We start from the raw sequence: 11,599 nt of genomic DNA, 5'->3' as shown, positions 1-11,599 counted from the left end.
AAAGCCCCCCAATGGCTGCGGATAACGCAGCAAGAAGCTGCCTACCCTGACCTACCTTTCTCTGTGCCCAGAACTCAGGCATAGACAAGCGTCTATCGCCTAATTATAGACATAAAAACCAAACAATATCATGTACTTAATATCGTACATTCAGGCTAATTATCTGATCTATACGATTACTTGTACGCCGCTACGACTCTGTCTACACTGAGTTCGATGCCAATCTGGTATATACCAGATTGGCATTTATGGATAACGCGTTAACTTTCAGGAAAACCGCCATGAAACATCGCTATGAACCCTTCTGGTTTGATCAGGCCCTGGGTCTGGAACAGCAAGTCACCGTCTCTGCCCTGCGGGCCGATACGACAGCCGATATCTGTATTGTGGGGGGTGGCTTTACCGGTCTGTGGACCGCCATTGAGCTGAAGCAGCGTCAGCCAAACCTGGACGTGCTGCTGATCGAACGTGATCTGTGTGGCAGCGGTGCCTCGGGCCGCAATGGCGGCTGCATGTTAACCTGGTCCACCAAGTATCTGACCCTCAAGCGCCTGTTCGGCGAGGCAGAGGCCAAACGCCTGGTACAGGCATCAGAACAGGCCGTGTTCGATATCAGGGACTTTTGCCAGAAACACCAAATCGACGCCCAGGTGCGGATCGATGGCACCCTCTATACAGCCACCAGCCATGCCCAGTGCAACAACATGGATCCGGTGATGCGGGCACTGGATGAGGCTGGCATCAACAGCTGGCAGACACTCGCACCTGAGCAGGTGCAGCGTCAGGCCGGCTCACCGCGTCACCTGGAAGGGTTTTACTCGCCTGCCGCCGGCAGTTTGCAGCCCGCAATGCTTGTACGCGGGCTGCGCCGGGTCGCCGAACAGCAGTATGCTGTGCGAATTCATGAACAAACGCCCCTGCAGCGGCTTGAGCCAGGAAGCCCGATAAAAATTCAAACGCCAGGCGGTACTGTCCGGGCATCGAAGGTCATCATGGCCCTTAACGGCTGGACACCGGAATTTGTGCCTGCGCTGCGCCGTGCCATTGTGCTGGTGTCATCCGATATGGCCATTACACCACCCATGCCCGAACAGCTGGCCCAGATCGGGCTCGATCATGGCCAGGCCGTGGTCGACTCAAGGGTGTTTGTGCACTACTACCGCACCACCCCGGACGGCCGCTTGATGCTCGGCAAGGGTGGCAACCTGTTTGCTTATGGTAATCGGATGCTCAGGGCTTTCGATGAACCCAGTCGCTACCAGCGCCTGCTGCGGGAGTCCTTCGATCATCTGTTCCCGGGCCTCCCCAGCCCGGCCTTTGTCCGCACCTGGACCGGCCCCTCCGATCGTTCGGTGACGGGCCTGCCGTTCTTCGATCGCCTGCCCGGCCACGACAATATTTTCTATGGCCTGGGCTATTCCGGCAACGGTGTGGTGCAGTCCCATATCGGCGGCCATATTCTGGCGTCGCTGGCGCTGGATGCCGACGATGAGTGGAGTCGCAGCGGGCTGGCTGCGGGCCCCGTGGGCTTTTTCCCGCCGGAACCCGTGCGCTGGCTGGGCGCCATGACAGTACGCAATGCCGTTCGACGCAAGGAAAATGCCGAGGACCACTGCCGAACGCCCTACTGGTGGGACAAGCGTCTGGCCCGTCTGGCCGGCGCTGCCGGCAAAACCGACAAGGCCTGACCAACTGCGAAGACGCACGGCAAATACGGGCAGCCGACACCGCGTGGCACTGCAGCGGTCTGTCGGCATGACACTGGCTTCACGCGGAGACCCTGGCGCTCAGATCCCCCGGTTCAGGGCCAGCAGCACCAGCCCCATCAGTATCAACAGGGTCCCCCCCCATTTCATGCGCGTGCTGCGTTCGCCCAGCAACCAGATGCCGACAAACACCCCCAGCGGTATGCTCAACTGGCGAAACGCCACCACGTAGCTCACATTGTCGGCATATTGCATGGCCCAAAGCACCAGGGCGTAGGTCAGCAGCATCATGCAACCCGACAGCCCCGCCATCTTCCAGTTCGCCCGCCCGACGCTGAACAGTGAAGCCCGCAGCTCCCTGCGACACAGCTGTAGCGGCAACAGCACTAGCAGCGAGCCTGCTCCCTGTAGCCAGATATACAGCAGCGCCAGGGACAGGTCGGAGCCAGCCGTGACTGAGGCGCGCATCAGATGAATGGCGCTGGCATCGAGCAGGGAATAACCGGTGGTCGCCAGGGCCGCCGCAACCGCCCAGCCACTGGCACGGTTAAGGTAAAGGTTGAGGCGAAAATCCCGCAGATGCTGCATCGGCAGCAGCAAGGCCCCGGCAACGACCACCAGCATGCCCAGCATTTCGGCCACCGACAATTGCGCTGCGGGGTACAGCCAGAAACTGGCCAGTGCCACCATCAGTACCGGCAGCGCCCGCGCCAGCGGATAGGTATGGGAAATATCGCCGCTGGCATAGGCCCCCGCCAGTGACCAGCTATAGCAGGCCTGACAGGTCGCAGACAGCCCCAGCAACAGCCAGAAGGCGGGCGGCATAGACGCCAGCAAACCCAGCGTCGGCGCAATCAGCGGCAACAGCACCAGGGTGCCGATACAGTAGGCCAGGGTGAAAAAGGCCGGTGTCGGGCTGACTTTTTTGCCAAAAAGATTCCAGCCTACATGCAAAAAGCAGGATGCACTGACCAGCAGCAGGGCCAGCAGACTCATCGCACACGCACCCGGAAACTGGCGTCAAGGCTGCCATTAGCGCGGCCGTCATGTCCGCTCAAGCCCCAACCTGTAGCCGCCACGCCACTGCGCCACACCGAGATCATCCCGTATTCCAAAGTCATGCGAAGTCCCGGCTCGATCGGTGCCACCCTATAAGGCAGCGAGTTTCCATTGTCGCGCCCGGTTAATGCCCAGGGCTAATATCCATACTCAGCTGTAGCGCCTCATGGCGCCAGATTTCCGTATCACACTCGACAACCTGCCCGGCACCATCCCGTACCAATCTATCGATACGGATACAGGAATAACCCACCGGGGCCAGCAGCGTCTCGGCCTGGGCACTGGTCAGGGTCGAGGCACGAATATTCAGTGTCTGGCGACTATAGTCCTGGCCATAATGCTCACGCAGCACGGCACTGACCGAGGGTTCCAGGTTTCGTTCGGCAATCCCCGGCAGCAGGGCGCTTCGCAACCATACCTGATCCAGGCACAGGGGCCTGTCTTCTGCACCGCGCACACGGGAGAGAAACAGCAGTGGCTCGCCGGGGCTCACCCCCATCTGCGCCGCCAAAGGCGCATCGGCGTTAATGGTCTGCTGATCCAGCACGCGACTGAAGGGTGTCACACCCTGCCCCGCCAGCAAATCCATAAAGAAGGCGCTGCGGCTCGGATCATACAGAATCCGCGCGGGCGTCAGGTACCAGCCGCGCCTGTTGGAGCGATAGATAACCCCTTCGGCCTCAAGCAGCTTGAGCCCTTCGCGCACCGTCACCCGGCTGGTGCCCAGGCGCTGGCTGATACTGCGCTCCGACTCAAGCCTGGCCCCCGGCACGGACAGCCCCCGGGCAATACCCTGCTGCAGGTCCTGAGCGACATCGAATGCAGTGACGGGGTTGAGCGATGCCATTGAGGATGGACTCCAGGAGGTGATTTTTGTGCATGATTCGCACAGCTCAGCGCTGGCGACGGGCCCTACTCTACAAAGATCCGCGCCGCCTGTCGCGTCCAGATTGGCACGCCGGCGAACCCAATCTGGACAGGCCCTGCTACAGCCGAGCAGCTATAGCGTTGACCGAAGATGCTTGTCCAAAGAGCCGATTCGGCCCGAGCTGCGGGATCATCGATGCTCCCGCCGCCCGGTCTGCAACCATACTTTGCGAGGTTTACCGATGATGGCGGCCTCGCGGCGACCCTATACCACTGGGGGCCAATAGAGACGCGTATTCGCGCCACTTTGGCACTGCGGCGCCGGCCATGGCCCTGTTAACCTGGGATGCACGCACTGGAGCTATAGATATCGGCCAAACCTATACTAAAAATAATAATTAACGATTAGTCCAATAGCTAAAACCGCTTTAGATTAAATCCCGTGTCCAGCACCCCTGCTAAAGCCAGCAGCTCACGGAGAAAGCACCATGAATAACAAGACTATCGAGATTAACGGCCGCACCTACTCCTTCCCCACTCAGGCCCCTGTGGTGGTGGTCTGCATCGATGGCTCGGAACCGGCCTACTCGGGCAGCGACAATGGCGGCTACATCGAACGCGCCGTCGAGGCCGGCTGCGCCCCCTTCTTCGAGTCCATGATGAAAACCGGCACCTACCGTACCGCCAACTCGGTCGTACCCAGCTTCACCAACCCCAACAATATTTCCATCGTCACCGGTGTACCGCCCCAGGTGCATGGCATCTGCGGCAACTTTTTCCTCGATACCGAACAGGATCAGGAAGTGATGATGAACGACCCCAAGTACCTACGTGCCCCGACCCTCTTTGCCGCCCTGCAAAAAGAAGGTGCCAAGATCGCCGTCATCACTGCCAAGGACAAGCTGCGCAAGCTGCTGGGCAATGGTCTGGACTTCAGCCAGGGAAATGCTGTTGGCTTCTCGGCGGAGAAAGCCGATGAGGTGAGCCTCGCGGAAAACGGTATCGACAATATTCTCGAACGTGTCGGCATGCCGGTTCCCTCGGTCTACTCCGCCGACTTGTCGGAATTCATCTTCGCCGCCGGCGTCGAACTGATGAAGCACGAACGCCCGGACATCATGTACCTTTCCACCACCGACTATATTCAGCACAAGCACGCACCGGGTACGCCCGAAGCCAACGCCTTCTACGCCATGATGGATCGCTACCTGGCGCAGCTGCATGAGCTGGGCGCTATTATCGGGGTCACCGCCGATCACGGCATGAAGGCCAAGCACAACAGCAGTGGCCAGCCCGAAGTCCTCTATCTGCAGAACGAACTCGACGCCTTGCTCGGCAAAGGTCAGAGCCGTGTTATTTTGCCCATCACCGATCCCTATGTAGTTCACCACGGCGCCCTCGGGGGCTTCGCCACCGTTTATCTGGAGTCTGCGGCGGATGCCGCTACAGCCATCCAGGCATTGAGCGAATACGCCGGGATCGAGGCGATCTACAGCCGCGAGGATGCCGCCCGTGAATTCCAGTTGCCCGCCGATCGTATCGGCGACCTGGTGATCGTGTCCCGTGGCGGCTGGGCGCTGGGCAGCAGCCCCGACAAGCATGACCTGTCCGGCCTTGATGTCCCGCTGCGCTCCCACGGTGGATTGTCGGAGCAGCGCGTGCCCTTCCTGCTAAATCGCCAGATCAGCTGGGACAGTAACAGCTTGCGCAACTTTGATATCTTCTACGCCGCTCTCAACGCCTAGCAATAAGCCCGAACAGCACAGCGGCTGCCATCGTGGCAGCCGCTGACCCCGTTTAAAGGAGTTCAAACAGCATGACAACAATCAACGTCCGCCATGAAACCATGCGCATTGCCGGCCAGCGCGTCGACAACGACCGCCGTATTGAAGTGCGCTACCCCTTTACCAACGCGCTGGTCGGCACCGTGCCGATGGCAACTCTGGACGATGTGCGCGGTGCCTTTCGCAGCGCCGCCGCCTACAAACCGACCCTGACACGCTATGAGCGCCACCGCATTCTGCAGCGCACCGCTGAATTACTGCTGGCCCGCAAAGACGAGATTTCGGACCTGATTACCCTGGAAGCCGGCCTCAGCAAGAAGGATTCGCTGTACGAGGTCACCCGCGCCTACGATGTTTTCATGCTTTCCGGTCTCTTGTGCCTGCAGGACGATGCCCAGGTGTTCTCCTGTGATATCACCCCCAATGGCCAGCAGCGCAAGATCTACACCACCCGCTCGCCGCTGCGTGCCATCGCCGCCATTACGCCGTTCAACCACCCACTGAACCAGGTCGCGCACAAGATCGCACCTTCGATCGCGACCAACAACTGCATGGTGCTCAAACCGTCCGAGAAGACGCCCCTGACCGCCCTGCTGCTGGCCGACCTGCTCTACGAAGCCGGCCTGCCGCCGCAGATGTTTTCGGTCATCACCGGAGATCCTGCCGAAATCTGCGACGAGATGCTTACCAGCGAACATTCGGACATGATCACCTTTACCGGCGGCGTTGCCATTGGCAAATACATTTCAGGCAAGGCGGTGTACAAGCGCCAGCTGCTGGAGCTCGGCGGCAACGACCCGCTGATCGTAATGGAAGATGCGGATCTGGAGCGTGCCTCGACTCTGGCGGTAAACGGCGCCACCAAGAACTCCGGCCAACGCTGCACCGCCGTGAAGCGCATTCTGGTGGTGGAGTCGGTGGCCGATCGCTTTGTCGAGCTGGTGACAGCAAAGGCGAAACTGATCCGTTTTGGCGATCCAATGTCAGCCGACAATGATATGGGCACGGTGATCGATGAAGAGGCGGCCGAGCTGTTTGAACGCCGCGTCAATGATGCCATCGTCGCCGGTGCAGAGCTGAAATACGGCCACCAGCGCGACGGCGCTGTCTATGGCCCCACCGTGCTCGATCGGGTCCCCCCGGAAGCCGAAGTGGTGCTGCAGGAAACCTTTGGACCGGTCATCCCGATTATCCGCTGCCCGGACGATATCGAGGCTGTTATCCGCATTTCCAACGCCACCGCCTATGGTCTGTCGTCCGGGGTCTGCACCGACAATTTCAAGTACATCACGCGCTTCATTGATGGCCTGGAAGTCGGTAGCGTCAACGTCTGGGAAGTACCCGGCTATCGCATCGAAATGTCGCCCTTTGGCGGTATCAAGGACTCGGGGCTGGGCTACAAGGAAGGCGTGCTCGAAGCCATGAAGCACTACACCCACCTGAAAACCTACTCGCTGCCCTGGTAGGGACTGCACAAACAGGAACAGCGCATCGACATGTGCGCTCCCCGGGTTCGGTGGCATCAAGGACTCGGGGCTGGGCTACAAGGAGGGCGTGCTCGAAGCCATGAAGCACTACACCCACCTGAAAACCCAGTCACTGCCCTGGTCGCCGGCTATTGGGGCTCGTCCCCCCAATGATGGTTCCGCATCCCAGCCCTGTTTTAGCCTGCCAGAGACGCAATCGGCTGGCACAGGGTTAACAACGCCATTTGAGCGGCCTGGCGCCGCTCTTTTTTTAGTCACACTCGAGTAAAAAATCCCATGAAAAAGCGCCTACTGACGGCGATTTGCATAGCGCTAAGCTCTACAACCGTCTGGGCTGACAAGCAGCCCAAAGTCCTTCTCATCGGTCTTGATGGCGTCCAGTATGAGCAGCTGCTTGAAGCCAGCACACCCAACCTCGACACCCTTGATATTCAACTGGGCTTCACCGGGGGTATCCAGGGCACAAACACCGAGCAGGCCACTTACTCTGGCCCGAGCTGGTCCACTATTCTGACCGGCACCTGGGCGAACAAGCATGGCGTCTACAACAATAGTGACCGCATCGCGAACCCCAACATCCCGTCGTTATTCAAGGTTCTTTCAGACCAGCAACTGTCCGTCGCCACCCTGGTGAACTGGGCCAACCCCATTAGAGATTACTTCACCTACGACCTCCCGTTGATGGACTTCGCGTATTACTCCGATACCAAGCACGAGACACTCGACCATTACAGAATACAGGACGAAAAACTATCCCATATGTTTGGACGGGTGCTTGAACGCCATAGCCCGGATTTTACTTTCGTACATCTGGATCACGTCGATGATATCGGTCACGAACTGGGCTTGGGCGCTGAATATAGCCAGGGCATCGAAGCACTCGATGCCTATATCGGCACTATGACCCAAGCCCTCAGTCAGAGGATCAATGAAGACTGGCTGATCATAGTGACGACCGATCATGGCCGCAGTCCGAAGGATGGCGGCAAGTCACATGGCGAACAAAGCCGCCAGGAGCGCAGCATCTGGATCGCAGCCAATCGGCCGCTAAGGAAAACCGGAGACTCCTCGTCCACTGAGGCATCACTGGCAGATATAGCCCCGACGGTCTACGACTTCCTGGGTGTCGATACCGCAAGCCTCGACCTTGACGGCCGATCCCTGCTGCTGAAATAAGGCTCGTTCGCCTCCCGAGGAGACAGCCCCTGGCTGTCTCCTCGGGTTACTACACCTGGCCGCCGTCTTGGGCCTCAAGCAACTCGAAAAAGGCCCGCACCGCCGGCATGGGGTAAGCTTCCTTCAGGCAGACAAAATACTCAGTGACATTGAGCACCGCATCACGAATGCCCAGCGGGTGCAGGCGATTGTCATTACCGATTTCACTGGCCGCAATCACGCCTATCCCCAGCCCCGCAGCCACGGCTTCGCGCACACCTTCACGACTGCCGATCTCGAGCACTTCGCCTGGGCGTATTTCATGGCGCCGCATCGCCTGCTCGAAGATGGCTCGGGTACTGGAGCCCTGTTCACGCAGAATCATGCGCTGTCCCTCCAGCTCACTGAAATAGATCGTGCTGCGCCGCGCCCATTCATGGCCCTTGGGCACCAGCATGACAAAGCTGTCCTTGCGATAGGGCAGCGCATGCAGGCGATGGTCATCGATATACTCCGGCATCACGCCAATATCGGCGCGCAGCTCGTACAGGTCCTGCAGCACCTTTTCGCTGTTGCCAAACTTAACCGCCATTTCAATGCCGGGATAACGGCGATAGAACTCTCCCAGCAAGGGCACCACCAGAAAGGGACTGTCGGCAATCACACTGAGCTGCCCGCTGATCAGCCCCTGGGCACGTGACAGCAACTGCTCGGCCTCGGCTTCCAGATAGGACTGGCGCCGGGTTATTTCCAGCAGTGCCCGTCCCAGCCCGGTGAGCACCACGCCGCGCCCATGACGCTTGAACAGCTTGATGCCATAGCGCTCCTCCAGGGATTTCACATGGTCGGAAAGCGTTGGCTGGGTCACATGCAGGGACTCAGCAGCCTTGGTATAGCTGCCCTGGCTCGCCACCGCATGGAAGGCCCTGAGCTGCGCATGATTCATCGAAATTACCTATGTCTTGAATTTGTATTATCGATTTGTCCAACATCTTAAAACTTATTACAAATAACCCTGTAGCGCAAAACCTATTTCACCGGCCTGTTGCCGCTGATCCCGACATTCAAAAGGGTTACCCATGAAACCGATCGAACTACCCACAACACCCTACCTGCTGCTGACACCCGGCCCCCTGACCACCAGCACCGGTGTGAAAAGCAAGATGATGGCCGACGCCTGTACCTGGGATGATGATTACAACACGGTGGTGCAGCAGGTCCGCAGCCGTCTGGTACAGCTGGCCACCTCCAACCCGGATTACACCGCCGTGCTGATGCAGGGCAGCGGCACCGCCAGTGTCGAGTCCGTCATCGGTTCCGTGATCCCCAAGCAGGGCAAACTGGTGGTGGTGGCCAATGGCGTTTATGGCCGGCGCATCTCGGAAATTGCCCGCTACCTGCAGATCCCGCACCGCATGATCGATCCGGGCGAAACCTCTGGCCCGGACCTCGAAACCCTTGAACAGGTGCTGGCGTGCGATACCGAGATCACCCATGTAGCTGTGGTGCACTGCGAAACCACCACCGGCATGCTGAATCCGATTGAGGAGATCGGCAAGCTCACCAAGGCGGCGGGCAAGCTCTTTATCGTGGATGCCATGAGCAGCTTTGGCGGTATCGAAATGGACATGGAGCAATTGCAGATCGACTTTTTGATCAGCAGCGCCAACAAGTGCATTCAGGGCGTACCGGGATTCGGCTTTGTGATCGCCAGGCGCAACTGCATGGAGAACATCGCCGGCCAGGCCCGCTCCCTCAGTCTCGATCTGTATGCGCAATGGAAATGCATGGAGGACCACAACGGCAAGTGGCGCTTTACCTCACCCACCCATGTGGTGCGGGCCTTTGCCCAGGCACTGAATGAACTTGATGCCGAGGGTGGCATTGCGGTTCGCGCCGAGCGTTATCGCCGCAATCACCAACTACTGGTAGATGGCATGCGCAGCCTGGGCTTCAAAACGCTGCTGGCGGACGCGCAGATGTCGACGATTATCACCTCGTTCTATAACCCCGAGGACCCCGAGTATCGCTTTGACCGCTTCTACAACCTGCTCAAGCAACGTGGCTTTGTCATCTATCCGGGCAAGGTATCCGATGCCGAGTGCTTTCGCATCGGCAATATCGGTGATGTCTGGCCGGCCGATATTGAGCGCCTGATCGAAGCCATTGGCGAATCCTGCTACTGGACCGATGCTGAGGATACTCTGGGCGTACTGGCCAGCGCCTGATCGACGACTACGGGCGAGTCCTGCTACTGGGCCGATGCTGAGGATACTCTGGGCGCACTGGCCCGCGCCTGATCGACGACTACAGACAGGGCCTGTGACTGCAGCGATGCCGTTGCAGTTACGCACGGATAACCGCAGTGCATTGGGCAGCGCCTGAAAAAGACCCGGGGCTGTATAGCCCCGCTACCCGATTACTCGCGTTTTTGCAGCAGCGCTTCCATGCGTGACAGTTGTTCGCGCATGGCCTGCACATCGCTACGCAGGCCATGCAGCTCCGCCGCCTCGCCCTCACCGCTTTCAAGCTCCATCTGCACGCTTTCCTTTTGCATCACATCCAGCACTATGCCGATCATCATGTTCAGGAACACAAAGGAGTTGAGGAAGATAAAGGTGATGAAGTAGATCCAGCTGTAGGGGAAATGCTCCATGGTGGGATAAAGCACCGCCGTGGCCCAGCTTTCGAAGGTGGCCACCTGGAACAGCGTCAGCATGGCCAGAGCAATATTGCCCCACAGCTTCTCGTTCACTTCGTGAAACAGGAAGCTGCCGATAGCGCCATAGATATAAAAAATGATGAACATCAAAAGCGCCACATAGCCCATACGCGGAATGGACTTGAACAGCGCCGTCACCAGCATGCGCAACTCGGGGATCATGGACACCAGCCGCAGCACCCGGAAGATGCGCAGCAGCCGCGCCAGCAGCACCAGTTCCGAGTCATTCATCGGTACAAGACTGGCCACAACTATAATAAAATCAAATACATTCCAGCCCTTACTGAAGAAATCCCTCAAGCGGCGTTCGCCCGCCATGCGAATCGTTAACTCCAGCAGAAAAAAGGCGGTGACACCCAGATCCAGTACGCGCAACGCCTGCTCGAAGCGGCTGGTCTCCGAGTAGGTTTTGGCGCCGACCAGCAAGGCCGACACAATGATGATGCCGATGACCAGGGCTTCAAACAGCTTGTTGGCACGCAGGCGCTCAAAGCGCGCCTGCAGGTTGGGAATGGCTTCACTCATGGGCAACTCGTCCGCAAACAAAAGGCGTGATCCGCAGGGGCGGCACGCGGGAAACGCGGCGGATTATCGCCCATCTGCCCCGCCATGCAAAGCGTCGGCGGCCACATCTCACGGCTGCCGACCCATACAACAAGTCGCGGCCCCGCCTTCACCATGACGTCGCAGCCAATACCGCGGCCATCGCTGGGTCAGGGCCCCGAAAATGCTACTTCAGTACCAGCCGATCGGTACTTTCTGCATATTTCACACCCTTTGCCTGCGCCTTATGCTGGGTTTTCATGCCCATAACAATAA

Annotated in this window: 9 protein-coding genes; 5 read left to right on the top strand and 4 right to left on the bottom strand. The window is 58.8% G+C overall.

All coding sequences use genetic code 11. The features are described from left to right. The first annotated feature begins 281 nt into the window (after positions 1-281). Entirely contained in the window at positions 282-1,688 is a 1,407-nt protein-coding gene (locus tag A8C75_RS10815; RefSeq protein WP_067381910.1) for an FAD-dependent oxidoreductase, read from the top strand. A 99-nt stretch (positions 1,689-1,787) separates the two neighbouring features. Here A8C75_RS10815 and A8C75_RS10810 read toward each other — a convergent pair whose 3' ends face one another. Both A8C75_RS10810 and A8C75_RS10805 read right to left on the bottom strand, forming a co-directional pair. Next, on the bottom strand, positions 1,788-2,702 hold the full coding sequence (locus A8C75_RS10810) for an EamA family transporter (RefSeq protein ID WP_067381906.1): 915 nt from the start codon (positions 2,700-2,702) through the stop codon (positions 1,788-1,790). A gap of 187 nt (positions 2,703-2,889) precedes the next feature. Continuing rightward, the gene (locus A8C75_RS10805) at positions 2,890-3,612 is read right to left on the bottom strand and encodes a UTRA domain-containing protein (protein WP_067381903.1); all 723 of its coding nucleotides are present in this window, start codon (positions 3,610-3,612) and stop codon (positions 2,890-2,892) included. 508 nt (positions 3,613-4,120) lie between these two features. On the opposite strand from A8C75_RS10805, the gene phnA reads away from it, so the two are divergent. From phnA to A8C75_RS10790, 3 genes are all read left to right on the top strand, one after another. Then, complete coding sequence (gene phnA, locus A8C75_RS10800; RefSeq protein WP_067381900.1) at positions 4,121-5,377, top strand: phosphonoacetate hydrolase; 1,257 nt, start codon at positions 4,121-4,123, stop codon at positions 5,375-5,377. Positions 5,378-5,448: 71 nt separating this feature from the next. Then, entirely contained in the window at positions 5,449-6,882 is a 1,434-nt protein-coding gene (gene phnY, locus A8C75_RS10795) for a phosphonoacetaldehyde dehydrogenase (RefSeq protein WP_067381898.1), read from the top strand. Positions 6,883-7,179: 297 nt separating this feature from the next. Continuing rightward, positions 7,180-8,079, top strand: a complete 900-nt coding sequence (locus A8C75_RS10790; protein WP_067381896.1) for an alkaline phosphatase family protein — start codon at positions 7,180-7,182, stop codon at positions 8,077-8,079. 49 nt (positions 8,080-8,128) lie between these two features. Here the strand turns inward: A8C75_RS10790 and A8C75_RS10785 are convergent, their stop codons facing one another. Continuing rightward, entirely contained in the window at positions 8,129-9,004 is an 876-nt protein-coding gene (locus A8C75_RS10785; protein ID WP_084783971.1) for a LysR substrate-binding domain-containing protein, read from the bottom strand. A gap of 133 nt (positions 9,005-9,137) precedes the next feature. On the opposite strand from A8C75_RS10785, the gene phnW reads away from it, so the two are divergent. Then, positions 9,138-10,286 (top strand): 2-aminoethylphosphonate--pyruvate transaminase, encoded by a 1,149-nt coding sequence (gene phnW / locus A8C75_RS10780; protein ID WP_067381889.1) that lies wholly within the window; start codon positions 9,138-9,140, stop codon positions 10,284-10,286. Positions 10,287-10,477: 191 nt separating this feature from the next. Here the strand turns inward: phnW and A8C75_RS10775 are convergent, their stop codons facing one another. After that, positions 10,478-11,305 carry an ion transporter gene (locus A8C75_RS10775; protein ID WP_067387193.1) on the bottom strand — a complete coding sequence of 276 codons (828 nt, stop codon included), beginning with the start codon at positions 11,303-11,305 and terminating at the stop codon, positions 10,478-10,480. Positions 11,306-11,599 lie beyond the last annotated feature (294 nt).

The organism is Marinobacterium aestuarii (assembly GCF_001651805.1).
Classification (GTDB): Bacteria; Pseudomonadota; Gammaproteobacteria; order Pseudomonadales; family Balneatricaceae; genus Marinobacterium_A; species Marinobacterium_A aestuarii.
Note: the sequence above shows the minus strand (reverse complement) of the source record. Positions and strands in the feature narration are given on the sequence as shown.

Excerpts from the sequence above, each read along its gene's own strand:
- A8C75_RS10815 (WP_067381910.1), top strand. The coding sequence starts at position 282 with ATGAAACATCGCTATGAACCCTTCTGGTTTGATCAGGCCCTGGGTCTG.
- A8C75_RS10810 (WP_067381906.1), bottom strand. The coding sequence starts at position 2,702 with ATGAGTCTGCTGGCCCTGCTGCTGGTCAGTGCATCCTGCTTTTTGCAT.
- A8C75_RS10805 (WP_067381903.1), bottom strand. The coding sequence starts at position 3,612 with ATGGCATCGCTCAACCCCGTCACTGCATTCGATGTCGCTCAGGACCTG.
- phnA (WP_067381900.1), top strand. The coding sequence starts at position 4,121 with ATGAATAACAAGACTATCGAGATTAACGGCCGCACCTACTCCTTCCCC.
- phnY (WP_067381898.1), top strand. The coding sequence starts at position 5,449 with ATGACAACAATCAACGTCCGCCATGAAACCATGCGCATTGCCGGCCAG.
- A8C75_RS10790 (WP_067381896.1), top strand. The coding sequence starts at position 7,180 with ATGAAAAAGCGCCTACTGACGGCGATTTGCATAGCGCTAAGCTCTACA.
- A8C75_RS10785 (WP_084783971.1), bottom strand. The coding sequence starts at position 9,004 with ATGAATCATGCGCAGCTCAGGGCCTTCCATGCGGTGGCGAGCCAGGGC.
- phnW (WP_067381889.1), top strand. The coding sequence starts at position 9,138 with ATGAAACCGATCGAACTACCCACAACACCCTACCTGCTGCTGACACCC.
- A8C75_RS10775 (WP_067387193.1), bottom strand. The coding sequence starts at position 11,305 with ATGAGTGAAGCCATTCCCAACCTGCAGGCGCGCTTTGAGCGCCTGCGT.